We start from the raw sequence: 24870 nt of genomic DNA, 5'->3' as shown, positions 1-24870 counted from the left end.
GCAGCACCGGCAGCGCGGGCAGCACCGGCAGCGCGGGCAGCACCGGCAGCGCGGGCAGCACCGGCAGCGCGGGCAGCACCGGCAGCGCGGGCAGCGCGGGCAGCGCGGGCAGCGCGATTCCAGTCCTCCTGGAGCCACCCGCCTGACCCGCGCCCCACATCTGGGGCAGCTCTACAGGCTGCGCAGGGCACCACCCAGCCGCCGGCCATACCCCGCCCCGCCCCGCCCCGCCCTGGCACGCGGCCTGGATGCGCACGACGCTTTTCACGGGGCAGCAGTAGACAGACCTGTCTGTTAGCCTGCTGACACTCGGCACGAGTCCACTCGGCACACCGACGGAGGATCGATCGACATGCGTATCGCAGTTCTCGGAACCGGCTCGGTCGGGCAGGCGATCGCCGCTCGTACGGCGGAGCTGGGCCACCAGGTCATCATCGGCACCCGTGACGTCGTGGCCCTGCGGACCGGCGCACAGGCCGCCTGGGTGGCGCAGCACCCCGAGGTCGGCCTGGCCACCCTGGCCGAAGCGGCAAGCGCCGCCGAGCTGGTGGTGAACGCCACAAACGGCAACGGTTCGCTCCCCGCGCTGACCGCGGCCGGCGCACCGAACCTGGCCGGCAAGGTTCTGCTCGACATCGCCAACCCGCTCGACTTCGGCGCGGGCTTCCCGCCCACCCTGTCGGTGCACAACACCGACTCCCTCGCCGAACGCATCCAGCGCGAGTTTCCACAGACCTTGGTGGTCAAGTCGCTCAACACGCTGACCGCCGAGCTGATGGTCCATCCGCGTCAGCTCGCCGATGGCGAGCACAGCGTCTTCGTCTCCGGTGACGACGCGGAGGCCAAGCGGATCGTCACCGGGCTGCTCATCAGTTTCGGGCACACCGACGTGATCGACCTCGGCGACCTCTCCACCGCGCGGGGCACCGAGATGCTGCTGCCGCTCTGGTTGCGGCTCTACGGCCGGCTCGACACCGCCATCTTCAACCTCAAGGTCGTCCGCTGACCAAGCACGAACAGCCCGAAGGGGGCCTGCGTCGAGCGCAGACCCCCTTCGGGTACGCCGGTCACGGCTCGAACTTGTAGCCCAGGCCCCGGACGGTGACGATGAAACGCGGCGCGGACGGCTCCGGCTCGATCTTGGAACGCAGCCGCTTCACGTGCACGTCCAGCGTCTTGGTGTCACCAACATAGTCGGCGCCCCAGACCCGGTCGATGAGCTGGCCACGGGTGAGCACCCGGCCCGCGTTACGCAGCAGCAGTTCCAGCAACTCGAATTCCTTGAGCGGCAACTGCACCGCCCCGCCCTCGACGGTCACCACGTGCCGTTCGATGTCCATGCGCACGGGGCCGGCGGCCAGCGTCGGCGCCCCCGCCTCGGCCACCTCCGGGCTCTGCCGGCGCAGCACCGCCCGGATCCGGGCGACAAGTTCCCGCGGTGAGTACGGCTTGGTGACGTAGTCGTCGGCGCCGATCTCCAGCCCGACCACCTTGTCGATCTCGCTGTCCCGGGCGGTGACCATGATGATCGGCACGGCCGACCGCTGCCGCAGTTGCCGGCAGACCTCGGTCCCCGACATCTCGGGCAACATCAGGTCGAGCAGCACGATGTCGGCGCCGGTCCGGTCGAACTCGGTGAGGGCGTCGGTGCCGGTCGCGGCGACCGAAACCTCGAAGCCTTCCTTACGGAGCATGTACGACAAGGCGTCGGAGAACGACTCCTCGTCCTCGACCACCAGAACGCGGCTCAACGGGGATTTCCTTTCATTGCTGTCAGACCTGCCGTAGCCCAGCCGGACCGGGTTCGATCCCAACCGGCGGCAGTGTCGCCAGCAGGTCGTCCGGTGGACTGGCGGGCAGCCGGAGGGTGAACGTCGATCCACCACCAAGAGTGCTCGACACCTCGACCCGTCCGCCATGGTTGCTCGCGATGTGTTTCACGATTGCCAGGCCGAGTCCGGTGCCGCCGGTGGCACGCGAACGAGCCTGGTCGGCCCGGTAGAACCGCTCGAAGATGCGGTCCACGTCGGTCGGGGCTATCCCGATGCCCTGGTCGGCGACCGCGATCTCGACGTGCTCGTCGTCGCCGCGGAGGGTGACCCGCACCGCGGTGTCCTCACCCGAGTAGTTGATGGCGTTCTCCACCAGATTCGCCACCGCAGTGGCGAGTTGGGAGTCGCTGCCGTACGCGGTGAGGCCACGCTGACCGTCGACTGTCACCTCGACCCCACGGGCGGAAGCCGTGGTGCGGGTCCGGTCGACGACCTCGGCGATCACCCAGTCCAGCGCGACCGGCTCGGGTGGTGGTTGCGGTTCGGCGCCCTGCAACCGGGTCAACTCCAGCAACTCCTGCACCAGCCGACCCAGCCGGGTCGACTCGTGCTGGATCCGCTCGGCGAACCGGCGCGCGGCCACCAGGTCCTCGGAGAGATCGGGCGCCGCCGCGTCGGCCGGTTCGGTGGCGTCGAGCAACGCCTCGGCGAGCAGTTGTAGCGCCCCGATAGGGGTCTTCAACTCGTGGCTCACGTTGGCCACGAAATCGCGTCGTACACGGGTCAGCCGGTGCGACTCGGTCACGTCGACCGCTTCCACCGCGACGAAGCCGTTGCCGAGACCCATCGCCCGCAGGTGCACGCCGAGCGGGTTCTCCCCCGCGCTGTCGCGACCTCGGGGCAGGTCCAGCTCGATCTCGCGCCGCACCCCGGTGCGTCGCACCTGGCCGGCGAGGGTACGGATCAGCGGGTGCGCGGCGATCGAGCCGGGGGTGCTGCCGGTACGCAGAAGCCCCATCGCGCGGGCGGCCGGGTTGATCAACACGGGGACGTCGTCGTTGTCCAGTACCACGACACCGGCCCGGAGTGAGTCGATCGTCCGGCGGCCGAGCCCGGCCTGCTGCTCGTCGGCTATCGCGGGCCTCCCCCTGCTCCAGCGGGAGCTGACGCTCCCCGTCCACGTGGAGCGGCCGTCCCGCACGGGCAGGAACCGGGGCAGCAGAAGACCGGCGGCCAACCCGGCCACCAACGCCACGGCCACCACGACCGCCACCGTCCACTCCACCCGGCGATCGTAGGGTCATTGTTAACCTGGCTACCACACAGAACGGGACGAACCACCCGCACTTCGAGAAGTGTTCACCCCTGCGTCTGGCGTCGTTCACCGTGGTTCATCCGAGGTCCGCCCACGCCCCATACCGTTGGCGTCGCACCTGCTCAACCCCCTGCGCCGGCACCCGCCGGCGGCGACCGACCACAGGACGTGATGATGCGCGACGAGTTTCGGGCCGACCTCCAGATCGTCAGCCAACTGCTGGTGGACATGGCGGAGGGCGTCCGCGCCGCCATGCGCCAGGCCACCCGGGCCCTGCTCACCGCCGACCGGCAGGCCGCCGAGACGGTCATCGAGCGGGACGCCGAGATCGACGACCTCTACCGACACGTCGAGGAGCGGGTCTGTGACCTGCTCGCCCGACAGGCGCCGGTCGCCTCCGACCTCCGGGCGATGATCACCGCGCTGCACGTGGCCGCTGATCTGGAGCGGATGGGCGACCTCGCCGAGCACGTGGCGAAGACCGCGCTGCGCCGGCACCCCTCCCCCGCCGTCCCGGCCGAGCTGCGGACGGTCTTCACTGAAATGTCCGAGATCGCCGACCGGATGGCCGTGAAGATCGGCTCGGTGCTGGCGAAGCCCGACGTCGACCTGGCCGGCGAACTGGACCGCGACGACGACGCCATGGACGAGCTGCACAAGAACCTGTTCGCGGTGCTGCTCGGCGACGACTGGCCGTACGGGGTGGAGACCGCTATCGACGCCACCCTGCTGGGCCGCTTCTACGAGCGCTTCGCCGACCACGCGGTAAATGCCGGCGAGCACGTGATCTACCTGATCACCGGGCAGAGTGGGCCCTCCGCGAGCTGAACCAGGCAGGACGAAGGCCCCCGGGGATCCCGGGGGCCTTCGTCGTCGGCTCAGCGGCCCTGGTTGGCGACCGCGGCGGCGGCTTCCTTCGCTGCCGTCGGGTCGAGGTAGGTGCCGCCCAGGGTGAGTGGGCGCAGCTGCGGGTCGAGGTCGTAGCGCAGCGGGATGCCGGTCGGGATGTTCAGCTTGGCGATCGCCTCGTCGGAGATCTGGTCGAGGTGCTTGACCAGGGCGCGCAGCGAGTTGCCGTGCGCGGCCACCAGCACCGTCCGGCCGGCCAGGATGTCCGGCACGATCGAGTCGTACCAGTAGGGCAGCATCCGCTCGACGACGTCCTTGAGGCACTCGGTACGCGGCATCAGCTCGGTGGGCAGCAGCGCGTAGCGGGGGTCGCCGACCTGCGACCACTCGTCGTTGTCGTCGATCGGCGGCGGCGGCGTGTCGTACGACCGGCGCCAGAGCATGAACTGCTCCTCGCCGTACTCGTCAAGGGTCTGCTTCTTGTTCTTGCCCTGCAGGGCGCCGTAGTGGCGCTCGTTGAGCCGCCACGACCGGCGCACCGCGATCCAGTGTCGGTCGGCGGCGTTCAGCGCCAGCTCGGCGGTGCGGATCGCACGGCGCATCACGCTTGTGTGCACGACGTCCGGCAGCAGGCTGTGCTCGCGCATCAGTTCGCCGCCGCGCCGCGCCTCGCCCTCGCCCTTCTCGGTCAGGTCGACGTCCACCCAACCGGTGAAGAGGTTCTTGGCATTCCAGTCGCTCTCACCGTGTCGCAGCAGGACCAGCGTCCCGACGGTGGGCCCTTCGCTCGCAGTCATGCGGATCATCCTGCCTCAACCGCCGAGGGGACACGCGGGCAGCCGTCGTGACGACCACCACGTGAAAACACGGATGACCTGCGGCTGCGGCCGCCACTAGGGTTGTAAGGCACGACAGTCAGATCGGTCATTACTTGCAAGCGGGGGCGCCAGATGCGGACGATGCGGAGTTGGTTCCGGGACACCACCGGCGGACTGCCCACCACCTTCTGGTACCTGTGGTCGGGCACCCTGATCAACCGGCTCGGCTCGTTCGTCCTCGTCTTCCTCGCCATCTACCTCACCCAGGAACGCGGCTTCTCGGCCTCCCAGGCGGGCCTGGTGATCGGGCTGTGGGGCGTCGGCGGCGCGTTCGGCACGACCGCCGGCGGCACCCTCGCGGACCGGTGGGGTCGGCGGCCGACACTGCTCACCGCCCACGTGGGGGCGGCCGCGATGATGCTCGGCCTCGGCCTGGCCCGGGACCTCTGGGCGGTGGCGCTGGGCGCCCTGCTGCTCGGCATGTTCGCCGAGGCGGCCCGGCCCGCGTTCGGGGCGATGATGATCGACGTGGTGCCGGCGAAGGACCGGCTGCGCGCCTTCTCGCTCAACTACTGGGCGATCAACCTGGGCTTCGCCTGCGCCGCCGTCCTCGCCGGCCTCGCCGCGCAGGCCGACTACCTGCTGCTCTTCGTTGTCGACGCCGGCACCATGCTGGTCACCGCGCTGATCATCTTCACCCGGGTACCGGAGACACGGCAGTCCGGTGGTGCCGCCACCGCCGCGGCGAGCGCCCCACGGGGGGCCCTGCGCACGATCCTCACCGACCGCGTCTACCTCGGTTTCGTGGCCCTCAACCTGTTCGCCGCACTGGTCTTCCTCCAGCACATCTCGATGCTGCCGATCGCCATGGGCGACGACGGCCTGAGCCCGGCCACCTACGGCTCGGTGATCGCGCTCAACGGGGTCCTCATCGTGGTCGGCCAGCTCTTCGTACCCCGTCTGATCCGGGGTCGGAGCCGCTCCCACGTGCTCGCGCTGGCGTCCGTGGTGATGGGCGTCGGGTTCGGGCTGACCGCGTTCGCCGGCACCGCCTGGTTCTACGGGCTGACCGTGCTGATCTGGACGGTCGGCGAGATGCTCAACTCGCCGTCCAACTCCACTCTCATCGCCGAACTCTCACCGGCCGAGCTGCGTGGTCGCTACCAGGGCGTGTTCTCCCTGTCCTGGCAGATCGCCGGGGCCAGCGCGCCGATCCTCGGCGGACTGGTCCGCGAGCACGTCGGCAACGACGCGCTCTGGTACGGCTGCGCCGCGCTGGGCGTCCTGACCGCCGTCGCCCACCTGGTGTCGGGGCCGGCCCGGGAGCGGCGGGCCGCCGCGCTACGCCGCTCTGGTGAGGCACTGGCACCTGTCGACACCAGCCGGACGCCGCAACCCGCCGAGGCAGCCGCCTGACGACTGGCGCCGGGGCGGCCCGATTTCCTACCCTGCACTCGGAACAGTTAAGAAAGCGAACTGTATGGGGGCCTGGTGCACGCCCTGCGGCGCTTGTGGCACGACACCGCGGGCGGGCTTCCCGCCACCTTCTGGTACCTCTGGGCCGGTCTGCTGATCAACCGGGCCGGCGCGTTCGCGATGCTGTTCCTGTCGCTCTACCTCACCGACGTACGCGGAGCGAGCATCGGGCTGGCCGGCACCGTGGTCGGCGCGTACGGGGCCGGCGGCGCGGCCGGCGTGCTGCTCGGTGGTGTCCTCGCCGACCGGTGGGGCCGCCGGTCGACCCTGCTCGCCGCGCACCTGAGCACCGTCGCCCTGATGGTGGCGCTCGCCTTCAGCCAGCACCTGCTCCTGATCGCGGTGCTCTCCGCGCTTGTCGGCGTGGTCCACTCGATGCCCAGCCCGGCGTTCGTCGCGGCGATCGTCGACGTGGTGCCCGCCGAACGTCGCTCCCGCGCGTTCAACCTGCAGTTCTGGGCGTTCAACCTGGGCATGGCGGTCGCCTCGCTGCTCGCCGGGGTGCTGGCCGAGGCGAGCTTCACCGCGCTGTTCCTCGTCGACGCCGGGGCCACCCTGACGGCGGCCGCCGTGATCGGCTGGAAGGTGCCGGAGACCCTACGGCCGGCCGACTCCGCACCGGCCACCCACGCGTCGCTCCGGCCCCGTCGACCGGGAGGACTGCACACCGCGCTCACCGACCGCACCTTCCTGGTCTTCGTCGGGCTCACCTTCGTGCTGGCCGTCCTCACCATGCAGACGTCGACGATCATGCCGCTGGCCATGCGCGCGGACGGTCTGGGACCATCGGCGTACGGGCTGGTGGTGGCGCTCGGTGGCGCACTGATCGTGATCGGGCAACTGTTCGTGCCGAGGCTGATCGACAGGCACCGCAAGGACGTCGTACTGGCCGCCTCCACCGCGCTGCTCGCACTCGGCTTCGGAGTGCTCGTCGCCGCCGACGAGCTGGCCGTCTACCTGGGTGCCGCGGCGGTCTGGACGATCGGCTCGATGCTCGCCGCACCGCCCAACGCGCAGATCAACGCCGACCTGGCGCCGCCGCAGCTACGCGCCCGCTATCAGGCGGTCTTCTACCTCACGTTCCCGGCTGCGGCGTTCGTCGCTCCCACCCTCGGCGGGGTGAGCCTGCAACACCTCGGCGACCGGCACTGGCTGCTCGTGGGTGGGCTGGGCCTGGCCGCGGCCGTCGGGCACCTGATCGCCGGACCACCCCGGGAACGGCACGTCGCCGCGCTGCGCCGGGAGCAGACACCGTCCGCCGCACCCCACGACCCTCGACACGGCAAAGCGCCCACCACGGCCCTGAGGTCGTAGTGGGCGCCCGCCGGTGGGGCCGGCGGCGGCGGGCAACACTCACCCCCGTAAGCATCGCCCGCTCAGCCGCCGGTCCAAACAGGTGGCCACCGTCCCCCAACGGTAAATCCACCCGTCCCCTCGCGCCTCGCCTGGTGCGCGGATCTGATCGATCCGCCGCTCCCCCGAACGTTTCCAAGCGTGGCGCGGTGCAATAAAGTTAGTTCGCCCGGATTCTGGATTCAACCCAGAACCGCTGTCTCGCCGGTCACAACTGACGAGTATCCGCTGCTCGGGCCTCGATCTCTGGCAACAGCCGGGTACCCGTCAGCCATTCCCGCAAACGCCTCAACCGTCCTCCCGATCGGGGGACTCGGTCCGGAAAAAGCTGCTCTGCCGACCGTTGCGCAACTGTTCCTGATAAATCAGGTTCAGCCGACGCAGATCAAAGGTATAGAACCACTCATCCCAGGTGATCTCGCGAATTCGGCTACTTTCCCGGTAACCGGGGATGTTGAAGGTCAGAACGCCCGCCCGACCGTCGCGCTCGGTGCCCGCGATGGTTGCCGGCTTGGCCCCACGCTCCCGGGCCCAGCGCTGGATCACCTCGTGATTCGTGGTGATCAGACTCCGCCCCGGCCGCTCGGGCCGGTCCATGACCGACGAGATCACCTGCGAGCTGCGGACCGACCGTCCGGTGCCCCGTCCGGTCCGGATCCCACCGGCCGTCGTCCCGCCACCGGTCGACGGCGTCAGCGTGCGCTTCGCCGCCGCGCTCTTGGCCGGTGCCGTGCGCTTCGCTGTCGTGCGCTTCGCCGCCGCGCTCTTGGCCGGTGCCGTGCGCTTCGCTGTCGTGCGCTTCGCCGCCGCACTCTTGGCCGGTGCCGTGCGCTTGGCCGCCGGGCGGGCCGGCGCCTTCTTCGCCGGCGCCTTCCGCGCGGGCGCCGTACGCGCCGTCGCCGTCTTGCGGGCGGCCGTGGTCTTACGGGCGGCCGTGGTCCGGCTCGCGGCCGTGGTCTTACGGGCGGCCGTGGTCCGGCTCGCGGCCGTGGTCCGGCTCGCGGCCGTGGTCTTGCGGGCGGCCGTCGACGTCGCCGCTGTGGTCCTCTTCGCGGCGGGTGCCTTCTTCGCTGGCGCCCTCTTCACGGCCGCCGTCGACTTCCGCGTGGCGGTCGCCTTCGTTGCGGCGGCCCGCTTCGCGGGAGCGCTCTTGTTCGCCGGTGCGGCCTTCGCGCGGCTCGATGCGGGCCTCGCCGCCGACTTCTTCGTGGCGGCGGCGCGACCCGCCGACGCCCGGGTGCCGGTGGCCCGGCCCGTCGGGCCGGTGCTGCTTCGACCCGAGCCGGCCCGCATCGAGCGCACCAACTGTTTCACCAGGTCGGGCTTACGCAGCGCGGAGATCCCGGAGACCCCGCGTTTGCGTAGTTGCCCGCGGATGTCGTCCACCCGCATCCGGGAGATCTCCGACTCGGAGACACCCGGGGTACCCGGCGTCTGATTGCCGGCCTGTCGCTTCGTCCTGGTCGCAGTCGCGCCGCGACCTGAGCTGTTCCGCTGAGCCATGGGACGCTCCGCTCCTTGACACTCCGTCCTCGGCGCGCGGGGGTCCCTCGCCGCACCGCGCGGAGCGGCATACCCGTCAGGAGCAGTCCGAACCACCGTCAGCCCACCATGATCGTGCTCGATCCAGGATCGAGTGGCCTCCCCGCGCCCGGGGGGCACTACAACCTGGTTCGAGCACGATCTTGGCGCGGGGCGGGGGGCGAGGCGCGCGGTCAGGACTGGTTGGGGCCGGAGCCGGAGGGCTCGAAGAGATGGGCGAACGCGGCCAGGTTGGCGGTCGACTCGCCACGCTTGACCCGCCACTCGTACTCGCGGCGGATCGAGCTGCCGAAGCCGATCTCCAGCATCGTGTCGAACGACTCGTCGGCGTACGTGAGCACTGAGCCGAGCAGCCGGTCCAACTCGTCGGCGTCCACGCCGGCCGGGTTGACCCGCCCGGTCAGGTAGACGTCGCCGACGGCGTCGGTGGAGAAGGAGACGCCGTACATCCGGGCGTTGCGCTGCAACAGCCAGGCCCACAGCTCCTCGCGGCGCTCGTCCGGTTGGCGCATCACGAACGCCTCGACCCGCAGTGCGTGCGCACCGATGATCAGGTTGCAGACCGTCTTGAGTTTGTGCGTGCCCGGCAGGGTCACCGCGTACGAGTCGGGGCCTGTCGACTCCCAGGCCAACTCCCGCTCCGCGCAGACCGACTCGATCAGGGTCGCAAGATCGCTCTTCGGGCTCACCGGACCCACTCTACGACCGACCCGCCCGGCGCACCTGTCGACGGCGACGCCCCCCGGTCACCAGGAGCAGGAGAGCGCCGGGTCGGCCGCCAGGTCGGCCGCGAGCCGGGCGCGGTGCGCGGTGATCGCCTCGCCGTAGACACTGAGCAGACCGGTGACCGTACGGTCCCAGGAGAAGTGCCGGGCGTGCTGCTCGGCGCCCCGGCCGAGCGCTGCCCGGAGGGTTCGGTCCGGCAGCAGACGGCCCAGCGCCCTGGCCCAGTCGACCGGGTCGTGACCGTCTATCAGTACGCCGCTGACCTGATCCCGCACGGCGGTGACAAGTCCTCCGACGGCGGCGGCCAACACCGGCGTACCGCAGGCCTGCGCCTCCAGGGCGACCAGGCCGAAGGATTCGTTGTGGGACGGCACCGCGACCAGGTCGGCCGCCCGGTAGAGGGCCGGCAGGTCGTCCCCGGTGAGCGGTGGCAGGAACCGCACCCCGTCGGTGACACCGAGCGTGGCGGCCAGCTCGATCAGCGCGGTCGGCCGATCCAGCCCACTGCCGCTGGGTCCGCCGCAGATCACCACCGTCACCTGGTCGGCAAGCGCCGGGTCGCGTTCGCGCAACGCGGCAATCGCGCGGATCAGCACGTCGGGGGCTTTGAGCGGCTGGATCCGACCGACGAAGGCGACGACGTACCCGTCGGCCGGCAGCCCCAGCCGACGGCGAGCCTCGCGGGTCGCCGCGGACCGGTTGCCCGGCGCAGGTCGGAAGCGGTCCAGGTCGACACCCGGCTGCACCACGCTGACCCGGCCCGGGTCGGCGTCGTAGCGGGTGAGGAGGTCGCTGGCCTCGAACCGGGTGTTGGCGACCAGCCGGTCCGCCTCGGCGACCACCTGTTCCTCGCCGATCACCCGGGCCTTGGGCTCCGGCCGGTCGCCGGCCGCGAGTTGGGCGTTCTTGACCTTCGCCAGGGTGTGCGCGGTGTGTACCAGCGGCACACCCCAGCGCTCCTTGGCCAGCCAGCCGACCTGCCCGGAGAGCCAGTAGTGGGAGTGGATCAGGTCGTAGTGCCCAGGTGGGCGGGACGCCTCGGCGCGCAGCACACCTGCGGTGAAGGCGCAGAGCTGGCCGGGCAGCTCTTCCTTGGTGAGGCCTTCCAGCGGGCCGGAGGTGATGTGCCGGACCTGCACGCCCGGCGCCATCTCGACGACCGGGGGCAGGTCGCCGGAGGTGGCGCGGGTGAAGATCTCCACCTCGACGTTGGCTTCGGCGAGTCGCCGGGCGACCTCGAGGATGTAGACGTTCATCCCGCCGGCGTCGCCCGTGCCGGGCTGGTGCAGGGGGGAGGTGTGCACCGAGAGGGTGGCGATGCGGCGCGGCCGGGGCCACGGTTGGGCACCTCGCTGACGCCCGACACCGGTGTGCATTTCCGCCACATCCGCTCCTTTGTCACGGTAGATGCCGTCTCGCACGACCGGCGCTTCTCGGTCAACCTGTACGCCAGGTGTCATCTTCCCCATCGGGCTTCGGAAATTCCCCGGCGCGGCCCCCGGGGGTGACGGACCTCATCACCGCACCCGTTCGATGGCCGCCCCCGCCCGGTCGGAACGGGTCCCACGGGCGGGGTGACAATGTCGGAATGACAGCTGTCGCCATCGTCACCGGAGCGTCCAGCGGGATCGGCGCGGCCACTGCCCGCCGACTCGCCGCCGAGGGCTTCCACGTGCTCGCCGCCGCCCGCCGCGCCGATCGGCTCGCCGACCTGGTCGCCGAGATCACCGCCGCTGGCGGGCAGGCCACCGCGGTGACCTGCGACATCACCTCGGACGAGTCGGTGGCCGGGCTGGCCGAGGCCGCCGCCCAGGCACCCGGCCCGGTCACCCTGCTTGTCAACAACGCAGGCGGAGCGCGTGGGCTGGACCCGGTGGAGTCGGGCTCGGTCGCCGACTGGCAGTGGATGTACGACGTCAACGTGCTCGGCACGCTGCGGGTCACCCAGGCGCTGCTGCCCGCGCTCGAGGCGTCCGGCTCCGGCACCATCGTGGTGGTCTCCTCCACCGCCGGCCTGACCGTCTACGAGGGCGGAGGCGGCTACACCGCCGCGAAGCACGCGCAGACCGCCATCGCCGGCACGCTCCGCCTGGAGCTGTGCGGCCGACCGCTGCGGGTCATCGAGATCGACCCGGGCATGGTGAAGACCGACGAGTTCGGGCTGGTCCGCTTCGAGGGTGACGAGGAGCGGGCGGCCGCCGTCTACGCCGGAGTGCCGGGGCCGCTCGTCGCCGAGGACGTCGCCGACTGCATCGCCTGGTGTGCCACCCGGCCCGAGCACGTGAACGTCGACCGGCTGGTGGTCCGGCCGCGGGCGCAGGCCGCCCAGCACAAGGTGCACCGGGTCTCCTGAGGTTGACGTGAGCCCTGTGGCGCGGCGCCGGCCGCTCGGCGTGGTCACGCGCGGCACGACGAACCCGAACCGACTCCGTCGGGTGGACAACTGGATCGTCGCCACCTGCGCCGACCGGCTGTTGGCGGCGGGCGACCCCCTGGTCGTCGACCTCGGTTACGGCGCCAACCCGGTGACCGCTGTGGAACTGCGCGCCCGGCTGGCGGCGGGAGTACGTCCCGACGTACGCCTGGTGGGGTTGGAGATCGATCCGGCCCGGGTGGCCGCCGCGGCCCCGGCCGCCGACCCGCCGGGCCTGACGTTCGCCCGCGGCGGGTTCGAGCTGGCCGGGCTCCGGCCGGTGCTGGTCCGCGCGTTCAACGTGCTGCGACAGTACGACGAGAGCGAGGTCCCGGACGCCTGGCGGACGATGACCGCCGCGCTCGCCCCGGGTGGGGCGCTCGTCGAGGGCACGTGCGACGAGTTGGGTCGGCTCGCCAGTTGGCTGCTTGTCGACGCCGACGGCCCTCGGACGCTGACCCTGGCCGCCAAGCTCAGCACGCTGGGCAGCCCCACCGAGTTGGCCGAGCGGCTGCCCAAGGCGCTGATCCACCGCAACGTTCCCGGTGAGCCGGTGCACGACCTGATCCGCGCCCTGGACGGCGCCTGGCAGGCCGCCGCCCCGTACGCCACCTTCGGCCCCCGCCAACGCTGGCTGAGAGCGGTGACAGATCTCCGCGAAACCGGCTGGCCCGTCCTCGGCGGCCCCACGCGCTGGCGCCAGGGCGAACTAACCCTCCCCTGGCCCCTCCCGTAACCGCCCGACCCCACCCCGCCCCACCCCGCGCCCCCCGCCCCGCCCTCGTCGATCTTGCACTTTCTGTCGTTGATATGCCCTTTTGCAGCTCTTATGTCCCCGCAGAAACTGCAAGATCGCGGGGGCGTGCGGCGGGGAGGGGAACGGGGGTTAGAGAGCGCAGTTGATGAGGACCGGTTCGGGGTGGAGGGTTACGCCGAAGCGGGCCTGCACCGTGTCGCGGATGTCGCGCGCCAGGGTGAGCAGGTCGCCGGTGTGGGCGGTGCCGCTGCGGTTCGTCAGGGCCAGGGTGTGCTTGCTGGAGATCGCGACTCCGCCCTCGCCGGGGTGACCCTTGGCGAAGCCGGCCTTGTCGATGAGCCAGGCCGCGCTCACCTTGACCATGCCGTCGGCTCCCGGCCAGGCGGGCGGGTCACCCAGCTCGGCGGCGCGCTCCAGGAACGCCTCGTACGTCGCCTGGTCCAGCACCGGGTTGGTGAAGAAGGAGCCGACCGAGCGAGTGTCCGGGTCGGTGGCGTCGAGCACCATGCCCTTGCCCGCGCGCAACCGCAGCACCGCCGCGCGGGCGTCGGCCAGCGGCACCTGGTCACCCACCTCGACGCCGAGCGCACGAGCCAACTCGGCGTAGCGCACCGGGCCGGAGAGCGGGGACCGGGTGAGTCGGAAGTCGACGGAGAGCACCACCCACCGGTCCCGGTACTTGAAGATGCTGCCCCGGTAGGCGAACCCGCAGTCGGCGGCGGGGATGCTGTAGCGGGTGCCCTCGGCCCGGTCGTACACCTCGACGCCGCTGATCGTCTCGGCGACCTCCTGGCCGTACGCGCCGACGTTCTGGATCGGGGTGGCGCCGGTTGAGCCGGGGATGCCGGAGAGGCACTCCAGCCCGGCCCAGCCGTTGGCCACCGTCGCGGCGACCAGGTCGTCCCAGGGCTCGCCGGCGTCGACCCGTACGGTGACCGATCCGGCATCCTCGGCGATGACGCTCAGCCCACGGGAGCGCACCAGCACGACGGTGCCGGGGAAGCCTGCGTCGCCGATCACCACGTTGCTGCCGCCGGCCAGGATCAGGACCGGCTCGTCCGCGGCACGGACGGCACGGACGATCCCGTCGGCACTGTCGGCGGCCATGATCCGCTGGGCCGTCCCACCCATTCGTAGAGTGGTGTAACTGGCCAGTGGACCAGGGATGGCACGATCGGCTTCGGTTGTCGGCTGGGCGGAGGCGTCTGGCACGCCCTTCACCTTAGGCTGACTGATAGCCGTGGCACCCACTGGTCGTCCGGCACCCCCGGGAGGATGGCGATGAGCAGACTGCAGGGCAGCAAGGATTTCTGGATCGGGGCGCTCCGAGCGGAGGGTCCCGCATTCGCGGCGGCGGTGGCCGATGCGCCGCCGGAGACACCGGTTCTGTCCTGTCCGGGCTGGACGGTCAGTGACCTCACACTGCACCTCGCTGGCATCTACCACTGGGTTTCGTCGTTCGCCGGCGCCGGTCTGACCACTCAGCCGGCCCGCCGGGAACCGCTTGAGGCGGACCCGGGGGTGCTCCCGCTGCAGCTGTGGCAGCAGGGGTACGACCGGCTGATGACGGTCTTCGACGGGCTCGACCCGGAGGCCCCGGCGTGGAACTGGGCTCCGCAGCCGAAGAAGGCCGGCTTCTGGCCGCGTCGGATGGCGCACGAGACGGCTGTGCACCGTTGGGACGCCCAACTCGCCATCGCGGCCGGCGAGCCGGTCGAGGCGAAGCTCGCGGCCGACGGGGTGAGTGAGGTGCTGGACACCTGGCTGCCGGCGGGTCGGCGGCGGACGCCTGGCGACTGGCGCGGCGTGGTGCAGCTCACCGCGACCGACGCGGCTCAGGAGTGGTATCTGCGGCTGCGCGGCGAGGGGGTGGCGCTGCTCGACACGGCGACCATCTTCGACCACGACGATCATCACGCCCGAGCACAGGTCAGCGGCACGGCGAGCGACCTGCTGCTGGCGTTGTGGGGTCGGGTGAGCTTCGAGACGCTCGACGTGGCCGGCGATCGCGCTCTGCTGGAGGGCCTGCGAGCCAAGTGATCGATGGGTCTCGACGAGGGCGTCACCCCGGCCGGGTGGCGCCCTCGCCCGTTCCCGAGGGTCTGCGATCCACATCCTGAGAGAGCGCTCTCTTGACAGGGTGGGGAGCGCCGGTCACGCTGTCGTGACTCAGCGGCGCACACTGAAGGCCGGGTGCCGGCGTTGAGCACTCGGAACGGCTGTGACGAGCGGGAGGAAGTCGCGATGACGACGGCGCAACGGCCGACGCTCGAAGCGGTGGCGGCGCGGGCCGGGGTGTCCCGGGCCACCGTGTCCCGTGTGGTCAACGGCTCCACCACGGTCGCCGAGCCGATCCGGGAGGCGGTCACCCGGGCGGTCGCCGAGCTGGGCTACGTGCCCAACCTCGCCGCCCGCAGCCTGGTCACCCAACGCACCGACTCGATCGCCCTGGTCATGCCGGAAGCGGCCACCCGGGTCTTCTCCGACGACCAGGTCTTCCCCGGCATCATCCGTGGCGTCAGCCAGGAACTGGAGGCCGCCGACAAGCAACTGGTGCTGATGCTCGCCGGTTCACCGGCCGGCCATCACCGCGTCGAGCGGTACACCACCGGCCGGCACGTCGACGGGGTGCTCTTCGCCTCGCTGCACGGTGCCGACCCGCTGCCCGGCACACTGGCCCGGCTCGGCATCCCGGTGGTGGTCAGCGGCCGGCCGCTCGGCGACGTGCCCGTGCCGTACGTCGACGTCGACCACGTCGGCGGGGTGACCGCGGCGATCCAACACCTGCTCAAGATCGGTCGTCGGCGGATCGCCACCATCGCCGGACCGCAGGACATGATCGCCGGGATCGAACGGCTCAGCGGTTACCGCAGCGCGGTCGCCGACGCGGGGCTGCCCGAGCTGGTCGCCGTCGGCGACTTCACCCGGGAGTCCGGGTCGGCGGCGATGCGCCGGCTACTCACCGAGCATCCCGACCTGGACGGCGTCTTCGCCGCCTCCGACCTCATGGCCCACGCCGCCCTGCGGACGTTGCGCGAGGCCGGCCGGCGGGTGCCGGAGGACGTCGCGGTCATCGGCTTCGACGACATCGAAACCGCCGCGTACACCGAGCCACCGCTGACCACCGTCCGGCAGCCCATCGTGGAACTCGGCAGGCGGATGACCCAGCAGCTACTCCGCCTCGCCGCCGGCGAACCGATCGAACAGTCGGTCATGCTCCCCACCGAGCTGGTCCGCCGCGCCTCCGCCTGACCAGTCCCGCCGCGCTCCGCGCGCCCGCCGCGCCCGCGCCCGCGCCGCGAGATCCGCACAACTTCAGGGTTGCTGGGGCCTCATGACGTCCGGAGACACCTACAACCCTGATGTTGGCGCCTCCTCGGCGTACCGGGCATGGGCCTAATTTTCTCGCTGTAGCGGATGATCATGGTTAGTCTCGCCGGTATGCCGGATCATGTCGCGCTGCTGCACGTCCCCGTACTCTCCGACGTCGCCGAGTACGCCTACGCGGCCACCGTCGAACCCACCGCGCGACTGGTCTTCACCGCCGGCGCGTGCCCGCTCGACGCCGAGGGTCGTACCGTCGCGCCGGGCGACCACGCCGCGCAGGCCCGGCAGGTGATGGCGAACCTCAAGGCCGCCCTCGCCGCGGCGGGTGCCACCCCCACCGACGTGGTCAAGACCACCGTGTACGTGGCGTCCTCCCGGCAGGCCGACCTGGTGACCGTCTGGGAGGTGGTGCGCGACTTCTTCGGCGACCACGACCCGCCCAGCACCCTGCTCGGGGTGGCCGTACTCGGCTATTCCGACCAACTCGTCGAGGTCGAGGCCGTCGCCGCCGTACGGACGGGGGCCTGACATGCGGATCCGGGTGGCAACTCCGGACGACGCCCCGGCCGTGGTGGCGCTGCGGGCGACGGTCGTTCCGTACCTGGTGCGCGGTGTCGAGTCGACCCGGAAGATGATCGCGGAACCACCGCCCGGGGAGGCCTGGACCGCCTTCGTGGCCGAGGTCGACGCGCGGGTGGTCGGCTGGGTGTCCGCCGAACGGATCACCTCGACGTCGATCGCGAACGTCGGCGGCATCAACCTGCTGCACGTGCACCCGGAGCACCGACGGCGCGGCCTCGGGACGGCACTGCTGACCGCCGCGACCGACCACCTTCGCCCGTTGGGAATCCGCCGGGTGCGTGCCATGGCACTGTCGGAGGCGCTGCCGTTCGCCCGCCGACACAGTTACGAGCCCAGCCGCGAGGTGCGCTACTCGGCACTCGACCTGAATCCGACGCCAACGCTGCCCGAGCCGCCCCCGGGCGTACGGCTGCGCCCGATCGGCGACCTGGACCCCCACCTGCTGTACGTGGCGAATGTGGCCTCGGCCGCCGACGAGCCAGGCGACGTGCCGGTCGACGCGCAGAGCTACGAGAGCTGGCAGTACGACGTGTGGGACAACCTCGGGCTGGACAGGGCGTCAAGCATCGCCGCCGAGGTCGACGGGGAGGTGGTCGCCTTCAGCCTCGTGAAGCGAGACGGGGACCGGATGTGGTCGGACTACACGGGCTCCGTCCCCGCGTACCGGGGGCGTGGGCTGGCCCGGCTGACCAAGATGGCGGCGCTGCACCGGGCCGCCGCCACCGGCGTACGGATCGCGTACACCTCGAACGACGAGACCAACGCGCCGATGCTGGCGATCAACGCCCGACTGGGCTACCGGCCGGTGGCGTCCCAGTGGTCCTGCCTGGCCGATCTGAGCTGACCGGGAATCCCCCGGCGGGACAGCGACAGCGCGAGGCCGGGGGTAGCCTCGCCGGGCGCACTCACGACAGCGGGGGAAGTCATGATTCAGCGTCGGGACGTCCTGCGTCTGCCGTTTCTGGTCGGAGCCGCTGGGGCCTTGCCCCTGATCGAGCAGGTACCGGCCTACGCGGCCACCGCACGCCCGTGCCTGCTCGTCGCGGCCGCCGAGTTCGCGGCCCTGCGCGCACGGGCTGCCACCGAACCATGGCTCAGCTGGAGGGCCGACGCCATCGGTCGCGCCGGTTCGATGAGATTCGACGATGGTCTGCCAGACGGGGATCGTGCGAAGCGGATCGCGCACATCGCGGGATACTGCTCGCTCGCGTACGTGCTGGAGCTTGAGGACGCGCCCCAGAACGCCGCCGCCCACGCCACGAAGATCCTTGACATGATCGGCCGCCTGCAGAACGAGGTCGAGCGCAAGCCAGTTGACCGCACCAACTGGTCCCTCACCGTCCCTCCGGCAAATGCTCTGTTTCACCTCGTCCTCGGCCTGGACGTCATCCACTCGTCGTTGACACCGGCTCAGCAGGTGCGCGCCGAGGACCAGCTGGCTGAGATCGCCGCCGATTTCGCGAACTACAACTCCTTCCCGTCCTGGACGGCGGCACCGGTTGGCGCCCACGGCACGTGGCTCGCGTACCGGGTGTCCGGAGGCAACACGTCGGACCAGGCGGCGCTGGGTGCGGCCATCCAGAAGTTGCGAAGTGTCCTGGCCGAGCAGAGCGTTCCCAGCGGGGCCGGGCTCGGTGGGGCGACCTACGTCGGCCATCGCCTCGGCTCGCCGGGCGACCGCGACTCGAAGTCGTACTTCTTCGACGTGGTCAGCCGTAAGGCCGAGCTTTACCAGAACGTGCCCGGCTACATCGACTTCTACCAGGATCCGGCGCACCGCCTGCGAATGGAGTACTACGCGGGCTACCTGACCACACCGGTGACCCGCCGTGCGCCCCGCCGTCGCCTGTCCGCCGACGCCGACATCACCGTCCGCGGCGGGCAACACGCCACCGTGGCCGACGGCGTCTCCGGGACGCTTGTCGTCAAGTTGGACACCCCCGACTTCACTCGGGAGAGCTACGTCCGGTTCAACCTCAACGGAATCACCGCTGCCGAGGTGCACCAGGCCCGGCTGCGGTTGCACGTGAAGGATGTCGGCTCGGCCGGATGCGCCGTCGAGATCCTGCGGGCGAGGGGCACCTGGGAGGACCTCAACCCGGAGATGGCCGAGAAGACCAGTTGGGCCGACAGGCCGCAGGCCGCCCGATCGCTCGGCACCTGGCCGGACCTGCGGGTCGGCGCCGTGCGGGAGCTGGACGTCACCGACGCGGTAAAGGATGCCCTGACCGAGGGCGTCCGCACGTTCGCGATAGGTCTGCGCTCGACACTGGCCGGCGCGGAGCGGTCAGTGCAGTTCCACTCGCGGCAGGCCGAGGACGAGTTCTCCGAGCTGGTGCCGAAGTTGATCATGCACACTACGAACGACGATTACGATCGGGACGAATACACCTTCGGCGACAGCGCCACCACGGATGGCGCGGTCACCAGGTCTGCCCGCTCGTACAGCGCCGGCAGGTTCGGCGCCACCGCGGCGACAGGAGCCGCATGGAGCCTGAATCGGGTGACCGTCGAGCCGCTGCCGCTCCTCACCACCTACGCGCTGACCGAGCAGGTACCCACGCCAGGCGCCGCGGTGCCGAGCCGGATCTTCCAGGGCGCCGGTGCCTGGTTCCTGCAGAACAGTCACGACCATCGGGCTCTTGCCGGAGCTTTGTGGAACGCCAGCAAGGCCGGTGACGGCCACCAGCACCGCGACACCAATTCGCTGCACCTGACCGCGTACGGCGAACATGCCCTCCGCAACTCGGGTTACGCCGGTGCCGGCAAGGCCGTCGCCGGATTCAGCCACGTGATGATTCGCGACCTCGCGGTGCTGAGCAACACCGCACTGATCGGCTATCCGGACTTCCCGGACGACTTCGCACCCCCCACGGTCAACAACCACCAGCAGTCGTTCGGCAACGGAATCGTCGAGGATCTGCTCTGGGGTGGGGTCGACTATGCCAATGGGGACTCCGGCACGGCCCTGGCGAACGGCAGGCACCGTCGCAGTCTCGTCTTCCTCCACCCCAACAGCGACACCCAGGGGTACTGGGTGATCTTCGACGAGCTGGCTCCGACGGCTGCTGGCACACGGGTGTGCGTGGCCTGGCACCCCAACTCCAGGTCGGACCCGGCGACCAGTCCCGCGCTGAGGGACTACACCTTCGATCTCGACGTCGAGCCGCGTACCACCTCGCACGTCAAGCTGAACGTCTTTCTCGGCACACCCCCACAGAGCGTCTCCCTGAGGTACGGCCCGCTGGCCGACTGGGCCGACAGCCATCAGGGCAGGTACCTCCTCGTGCACTACCCCGCGCCGACCGGCACGCAGAAGAACGTCGTCACCGTGCTGTTTCCGTTCGACGACAGCCACGACAAGGCGCTGCTGAACCGTGTGACGGGCAGCGGGTATTCCGGCGCGACCATCACACACGCAAGCGGCTACACCGACTGCGCGTTGGAATCGAGCGGCGCCGTCCTGGTCACCCTCAGGAATGTGACCTGGCAGGGCTGGGCGGCCTGGTATCGGACCAGCAACGGGAACGACCCGGCACAGGTGGAGGTCCCGCAGTACCTCGTACGCAAGGGATCGTCGCTGCGGTGGCGTGGCTACGGCTTCACGACCACGTCGTACCTGAGCATCTCGGCGAAGGGCAACGGCGGCCGTCTGGTCAACCCGACCGGGTCTCCCATCTCTGTCACGCTCTACCACCCGGGAATCACGATGGTCCGCCTCGGCGGCGTTCCCGCCCCTCAGACCGCCGCGGGCGTCGGCTGGCGGACCGTCACGGTGAAACCCGGCAGCCACGTGTTCGAGCTGGTCACGGCCTGACGGCGCGGCCGTGCCGCCTGGCCGAGGGGTGGCCAAGACGGCGGCGCTGCACCGGGCAGCCGCGAACGGCGTGCGCGTCGCGTACACGTCGAACGACGAGGCGAACGCGCCGATGCTGGCGATCAACGCCCGACTGGGCTACCGGCCCGTGACGTCCCAGTGGTCCTGCCCGGCCGAACTGACCTGACCTGACCTGACGTCACTCTCGAGGCGACGGTGGACTCCGCCCTCAATCGGGATCGGCCCGGCGCGATCGGCGGGCCAGGGACAGCCACCCGAGGAAGCGGGTGTGCAGCACGGCGGGATCCGGGCGGCCCTCAATCCAGAGCCAGCCGTCATACGTCACCCAGTCGGGAAGCCGGATCACGCGGACGAAGATCGGCCGGAGGAACTGCACACTCGCCGCGCGGGTCAGGTGCAACACGTCGCCCGACTTCACCTCCCGCGCAGATCCCCTCACCCGGCCACCCATCGACGCCTTCCTCTCTGATCGTTAGGAGGGGCCACACTGAGTTCTCGCCCAAGTGGCGGCCCTGGGTGGCTAGCACCGCCGCCGGGCGTCGCCTCCACCAGCGGTACTGCTCAACTGCACGGTCTCAGCGCGTATCGGACGCCTGCACCGTCCGTGTGCGACCATCGGGGACGTCTAGGAAAGGTCCCCTTACGATGACGCGAAACGACACCCTCGGCCACGCCCTACGATCGACGGGCCTGACCGTTGCTGACCTCGCCGAGAAGTGCGGGGTGGACCCGAAGACGGTGGAGCGGTGGATCAGCAGAGGCCGCATTCCTCACCCTCGCTCCCGGATGCGGGCTGCGGGGGTGTTGGGTCAGGATGTAGGGGTGCTATGGCCCGAAGTCGTCCGCCGCGCTGTCAAGATCGGTTCAGACCGTGAGTTGGTCGCCATGTACGCGCGCCGATCCGACCTTCCGCGTTCACTGTTCCGCGAATTGATCGACAAAGCGGGTACGAGGTTGTGGTTCGGCGGATACACGAGTTACTTCGTATGGCTTGAGGTCCCCAACGCCGCCACCACGCTCGGTGCGAAGGCACAGAACGGCGCCGACGTGCGTTTTCTCCTCGGCGATCCTGGCAGCGAGGTCACTACGGCGCGAGAGCGTATCGAGGCAACTCCTCTGACGCTTGCGACCCGCATCGCCATGACCCAGGCAGAGATCGCGAAGTCTCCGGAACCCCTTGCCGCCCGAATGTCAGAACGGCACGTTGCCATGTCCGTCTGGGTCTTCGATGACGAGGCGATTGTGGCCACGCACATCGGCGCGGGGCTGGGGCAGGACTCGGTAACGATGCACTTCCGACGCCGGGAAGCCGGCGGTCCGTTTGATCGTTACGTGGAGCACTTCGAGTCCCTGTGGGATGACGCACGGGCGGCATAGGCGCACCGTCCCGCAGTCACGATGACCTGACCGGTATTCCGGGATTGCGTTAGCGATCTCTTCACGCGCGCGCCGATCTTGCACTTTCTGCTGCCGTAATGAGCGAAATGACCCGCTATGCCGCAACAGAAAGTGCAAGATCGCGGAGCGGGCGCAGCCCAACCTCGTCGATCATGGAGTTGTGGTGCCTGTTTCGGTACGACACGGGCGCTTTGTCACCGACCACAACTTCATGATCGACGCGGCAGCGTGGGTGTTGGACTACTCAGCATCAAGTGATCAAGGCGAAGGCAAGTGATCACGGGGAGGGCGGCTCCCCGATCACCTGGCGCGCGGTGGCATAGGCGTCCGGGCCGAAGAGCACCAGACGGCCCTCGGTGACGGCCGCTGGGGTGGCCGCGCGCAGCACCGCCAGCGCCTGACCGACCGCGTCGTCGACCGGCCAGCCGTAGATGCCGGCCGAGATCAGAGGGAAGGCCACGGTGCCAGCGCCCAGCTCGTCGGCCACCTGGAGGCTGTTGGCGTAGCAGTCGTGCAGTAGCGCCGACCGGTCCTCGGTGGCCGACCAGACCGGCCCGACTGTGTGGATCACCCAGCGCGCCGGCAGCTCCCCGGCGGTGGTCGCCACCGCCTGGCCGGTGGGCAGGCCCTTGCCGTAGCGGGACGCCCGCAGCGCCCTGCACTCGGCCAGGATCGCTGGCCCGCCGCGCCGGTGGATGGCACCGTCGACCCCACCGCCGCCGAGCAGGGACGAGTTCGCGGCGTTCACGACGGCGTCCACCCGCTGGGTGGTGATGTCCCCCTCGACAAGGGTGATCTCCATGTCAGCTCTCCTCGATCGACTGGCCCATCGAGCGGCGGGCCAGCAGGGTGGCACCGGCCACCGCCGCCGGCATGATCAGCACCGCGCCGAGTGGGATGAGGAAGCAGAGGAAGACCGCCACCCCGAAGCCGAGCGAGGTGGCCCGGTCGGCCTTCAGGATCGTCCGGCGTTGCGGCAGCCGCATGCCGCGTCGGTAGAACGGCGCACCCACCAGCTCCACGGCGAGGAACCACCCGCCCACCGCCGCCCCGATGACCGGGACGACAGTCTGACCGACCACCGGGATGAAGCCGGCGAGGAACAGCGGAATTCCCACAAGCACCGTGAGCGCCACCAGCCGTACCGAGTCGGCGAGGCTGCGGCGCAGCGACGACCAGAACGGCACGTCCACCGCGCCCGGCGTGCCGCCGTACCGCTGCTCGACCTGCTCGGAGATCTTCTCGTAGAACGGGTCGCCGATGACCAGGGTGGCAGCGGTGAAGGTGAGGACGCCAAGCAGGCCGCCAACGCCCAGGAACGCCAGCCCGGCGATCACCCGGACCAGGCTGCGGGTGGTGCTCGACCAGTCGTCGGCGAACGGGGTGACAAGCGCGGCGAGGTCGTCCACGAAGTACACCAGGGTGCCGAGCGCGGCCAGGAACAGCGCGCCGGAGATCAGCGCCGGCACGACGCCGAGCAGCATCAGCCCCGGGCTGCGCACGTAGAGGCCCAGCCCGCGCAGGAGCAGCCCCGCCCCGGCGAGGAAGCGTCCGACGACCCCGGTCACCGGGCTGGCGATTCTGCTGGCATCCACGATCGAGCAGCCTAACCAGCCGTGATCGAATCCGCCGGGCGGAGCGCTAGCAGCGACTGACCGCGTACACATCAACCGGTTGACGGACGGCAGCGATCCACCGGGGACGCCGCGACCCGTCGCCGACCGGTCGATTCGCCGCCGGGTCACCCCGACAACCCTTGAGGGGTACGAAGTCAGCGGCGGCGGAAGGCGGCACGATGCCGGTCATCGAGGTGAACCACCTGAAGAAACGGTACGGCGACCTGGTGGCGGTGGACGACGTGTCGCTCGCCGTGGACGCCGGGGAGATCTTCGGCGTCCTCGGTCCGAACGGCGCCGGCAAGACCACCACCGTGGAGTGCGTCGCCGGGCTGCGTGTCCCCGACGGGGGCGGGGTGTCGGTCCTCGGGCTCGACCCCCGCCGGGACGCCGCCCAGCTACGCCAGCGGGTCGGGGTGCAACTCCAGGAGAGCCAACTGCCGGACCGGCTTCGGGTGACCGAGGCGCTGGAGTTGTACGCCTCGTTCTACCGCAACCCGGCCGACCCGGCCGCGTTGCTCGACAAGCTGGGCCTCGGCGAGAAGCGAAACACCGCGTACAAGAAGCTCTCCGGCGGTCAGAAGCAGCGGCTCTCCATCGCGCTGGCCCTGGTCGGCAACCCGGAGATCGCCATCCTCGACGAGCTGACCACCGGGCTGGACCCGCAGGCCCGCCGGGACACCTGGGGTCTGATCGAACAGGTCCGCGACAGCGGGGTGACGATCGTGCTTGTCACCCACTTCATGGAGGAGGCCGAGCGGCTCTGCGACCGGGTCGCGGTGATCGACCGCGGCCGGGTGGTCGCCCTGGACAGCCCGGCCGGCCTGGTGTCGACGGTGGCGCCGCAGCAGCGGATCCGGTTCCGGCCCTCGGCCCCGGTCGAGGACCGGCTCCTCACCGACCTGCCCGAGGTCTCCGCCGTGCAGCGCACCGGCAGCCAGGTGGTGGTGACCGGCACCGGCGAGTTGCTGCACGCGGTCACCTCGGTGCTCGCCCGTCACCAGATCGTCGCCGCGGACCTGCGGCTGGAGCAGTCCACCCTCGACGACGCCTTCGTGGAGCTGACCGGGCACCGCTCCACCAACTGA

23 protein-coding genes and 1 pseudogene are annotated in these 24870 nt (G+C 70.6%); 14 read left to right on the top strand and 10 right to left on the bottom strand.

Features of this window, described 5'->3' with window-relative positions; translation table 11 throughout:
* Positions 1-352: 352 nt before the first annotated feature.
* Complete coding sequence (locus ACLQ29_RS13475; RefSeq protein ID WP_425771914.1) at positions 353-1006, top strand: NADPH-dependent F420 reductase; 654 nt, start codon at positions 353-355, stop codon at positions 1004-1006.
* 61 nt (positions 1007-1067) lie between these two features.
* Here the strand turns inward: ACLQ29_RS13475 and ACLQ29_RS13470 are convergent, their stop codons facing one another.
* Complete coding sequence (locus ACLQ29_RS13470; RefSeq protein WP_039906992.1) at positions 1068-1751, bottom strand: response regulator transcription factor; 684 nt, start codon at positions 1749-1751, stop codon at positions 1068-1070.
* Between the two features lie 22 nt (positions 1752-1773).
* Positions 1774-3057 (bottom strand): sensor histidine kinase, encoded by a 1284-nt coding sequence (locus ACLQ29_RS13465; RefSeq protein WP_425771913.1) that lies wholly within the window; start codon positions 3055-3057, stop codon positions 1774-1776.
* 204 nt (positions 3058-3261) lie between these two features.
* Between ACLQ29_RS13465 and phoU the strand changes: the two genes are divergently transcribed.
* Positions 3262-3915 (top strand): phosphate signaling complex protein PhoU, encoded by a 654-nt coding sequence (phoU, locus tag ACLQ29_RS13460; protein WP_425771912.1) that lies wholly within the window; start codon positions 3262-3264, stop codon positions 3913-3915.
* Between the two features lie 50 nt (positions 3916-3965).
* Here phoU and ACLQ29_RS13455 read toward each other — a convergent pair whose 3' ends face one another.
* Positions 3966-4733: a phosphoglyceromutase gene (locus ACLQ29_RS13455; RefSeq protein ID WP_357068292.1), complete on the bottom strand. Its 768-nt coding sequence runs from the start codon at positions 4731-4733 to the stop codon at positions 3966-3968.
* Between the two features lie 153 nt (positions 4734-4886).
* On the opposite strand from ACLQ29_RS13455, the gene ACLQ29_RS13450 reads away from it, so the two are divergent.
* Positions 4887-6170, top strand: coding sequence for an MDR family MFS transporter (locus tag ACLQ29_RS13450; protein WP_425771911.1), 1284 nt, complete (start codon positions 4887-4889; stop codon positions 6168-6170).
* 75 nt (positions 6171-6245) lie between these two features.
* Positions 6246-7544 carry an MFS transporter gene (locus ACLQ29_RS13445; protein WP_425771910.1) on the top strand — a complete coding sequence of 433 codons (1299 nt, stop codon included), beginning with the start codon at positions 6246-6248 and terminating at the stop codon, positions 7542-7544.
* A gap of 327 nt (positions 7545-7871) precedes the next feature.
* Here the strand turns inward: ACLQ29_RS13445 and ACLQ29_RS13440 are convergent, their stop codons facing one another.
* The 3 genes from ACLQ29_RS13440 to mshA form a co-directional block, all read right to left on the bottom strand.
* A complete protein-coding gene (locus ACLQ29_RS13440; RefSeq protein ID WP_425772041.1) occupies positions 7872-8669 on the bottom strand; it encodes a hypothetical protein in 798 nt (265 codons plus the stop codon).
* Between the two features lie 629 nt (positions 8670-9298).
* A complete protein-coding gene (locus ACLQ29_RS13435; RefSeq protein WP_425771909.1) occupies positions 9299-9814 on the bottom strand; it encodes a YbjN domain-containing protein in 516 nt (171 codons plus the stop codon).
* A gap of 57 nt (positions 9815-9871) precedes the next feature.
* Positions 9872-11236, bottom strand: a complete 1365-nt coding sequence (gene mshA, locus ACLQ29_RS13430; protein ID WP_425771908.1) for a D-inositol-3-phosphate glycosyltransferase — start codon at positions 11234-11236, stop codon at positions 9872-9874.
* 203 nt (positions 11237-11439) lie between these two features.
* Here mshA and ACLQ29_RS13425 point away from each other — a divergent pair, with 203 nt between their 5' ends.
* Entirely contained in the window at positions 11440-12204 is a 765-nt protein-coding gene (locus ACLQ29_RS13425; protein ID WP_425771907.1) for an SDR family oxidoreductase, read from the top strand.
* A gap of 16 nt (positions 12205-12220) precedes the next feature.
* Positions 12221-13000, top strand: coding sequence for a class I SAM-dependent methyltransferase (locus ACLQ29_RS13420; RefSeq protein WP_425771906.1), 780 nt, complete (start codon positions 12221-12223; stop codon positions 12998-13000).
* Between the two features lie 150 nt (positions 13001-13150).
* Here the strand turns inward: ACLQ29_RS13420 and ACLQ29_RS13415 are convergent, their stop codons facing one another.
* Positions 13151-14233 (bottom strand): UDP-N-acetylmuramate dehydrogenase, encoded by a 1083-nt coding sequence (locus ACLQ29_RS13415; protein ID WP_425771905.1) that lies wholly within the window; start codon positions 14231-14233, stop codon positions 13151-13153.
* 69 nt (positions 14234-14302) lie between these two features.
* Here ACLQ29_RS13415 and ACLQ29_RS13410 point away from each other — a divergent pair, with 69 nt between their 5' ends.
* The 6 genes and pseudogenes from ACLQ29_RS13410 to ACLQ29_RS13385 form a co-directional block, all read left to right on the top strand.
* Positions 14303-15061, top strand: a complete 759-nt coding sequence (locus ACLQ29_RS13410) for a maleylpyruvate isomerase family mycothiol-dependent enzyme (protein ID WP_425771904.1) — start codon at positions 14303-14305, stop codon at positions 15059-15061.
* Between the two features lie 204 nt (positions 15062-15265).
* Positions 15266-16273 carry a LacI family DNA-binding transcriptional regulator gene (locus tag ACLQ29_RS13405; protein WP_425771903.1) on the top strand — a complete coding sequence of 336 codons (1008 nt, stop codon included), beginning with the start codon at positions 15266-15268 and terminating at the stop codon, positions 16271-16273.
* A gap of 189 nt (positions 16274-16462) precedes the next feature.
* Positions 16463-16876 (top strand): RidA family protein, encoded by a 414-nt coding sequence (locus tag ACLQ29_RS13400; RefSeq protein WP_425771902.1) that lies wholly within the window; start codon positions 16463-16465, stop codon positions 16874-16876.
* Position 16877: 1 nt separating this feature from the next.
* Positions 16878-17774, top strand: a complete 897-nt coding sequence (locus tag ACLQ29_RS13395; RefSeq protein WP_425771901.1) for a GNAT family N-acetyltransferase — start codon at positions 16878-16880, stop codon at positions 17772-17774.
* A gap of 81 nt (positions 17775-17855) precedes the next feature.
* A complete protein-coding gene (locus ACLQ29_RS13390; protein ID WP_425771900.1) occupies positions 17856-20747 on the top strand; it encodes a DUF7594 domain-containing protein in 2892 nt (963 codons plus the stop codon).
* A gap of 31 nt (positions 20748-20778) precedes the next feature.
* A pseudogene (locus ACLQ29_RS13385) lies at positions 20779-20934 on the top strand (GNAT family N-acetyltransferase); the annotation flags it as partial.
* Between the two features lie 42 nt (positions 20935-20976).
* Here ACLQ29_RS13385 and ACLQ29_RS13380 read toward each other — a convergent pair.
* Positions 20977-21207 carry a hypothetical protein gene (locus ACLQ29_RS13380; RefSeq protein ID WP_425772046.1) on the bottom strand — a complete coding sequence of 77 codons (231 nt, stop codon included), beginning with the start codon at positions 21205-21207 and terminating at the stop codon, positions 20977-20979.
* A gap of 206 nt (positions 21208-21413) precedes the next feature.
* Here ACLQ29_RS13380 and ACLQ29_RS13375 point away from each other — a divergent pair, with 206 nt between their 5' ends.
* Positions 21414-22145, top strand: a complete 732-nt coding sequence (locus tag ACLQ29_RS13375; protein ID WP_425771899.1) for a helix-turn-helix domain-containing protein — start codon at positions 21414-21416, stop codon at positions 22143-22145.
* Positions 22146-22443: 298 nt separating this feature from the next.
* On the opposite strand, the gene ACLQ29_RS13370 is transcribed toward ACLQ29_RS13375, so the two are convergent.
* Positions 22444-22968: an O-acetyl-ADP-ribose deacetylase gene (locus ACLQ29_RS13370; protein WP_425771898.1), complete on the bottom strand. Its 525-nt coding sequence runs from the start codon at positions 22966-22968 to the stop codon at positions 22444-22446.
* 1 nt (position 22969) lies between these two features.
* Positions 22970-23761, bottom strand: coding sequence for an EI24 domain-containing protein (locus ACLQ29_RS13365; protein ID WP_425771897.1), 792 nt, complete (start codon positions 23759-23761; stop codon positions 22970-22972).
* Positions 23762-23961: 200 nt separating this feature from the next.
* Here ACLQ29_RS13365 and ACLQ29_RS13360 point away from each other — a divergent pair, with 200 nt between their 5' ends.
* Positions 23962-24870 carry an ABC transporter ATP-binding protein gene (locus ACLQ29_RS13360; RefSeq protein ID WP_425771896.1) on the top strand — a complete coding sequence of 303 codons (909 nt, stop codon included), beginning with the start codon at positions 23962-23964 and terminating at the stop codon, positions 24868-24870.

It is taken from the genome of Micromonospora sp. DT228 (assembly GCF_049841595.1).
In the GTDB taxonomy this organism is placed as follows: Bacteria; Actinomycetota; Actinomycetes; order Mycobacteriales; family Micromonosporaceae; genus Micromonospora.
The sequence above is the reverse complement of the archived record's forward strand: the minus strand, read 5'-3'. Positions and strand labels throughout refer to the sequence as shown.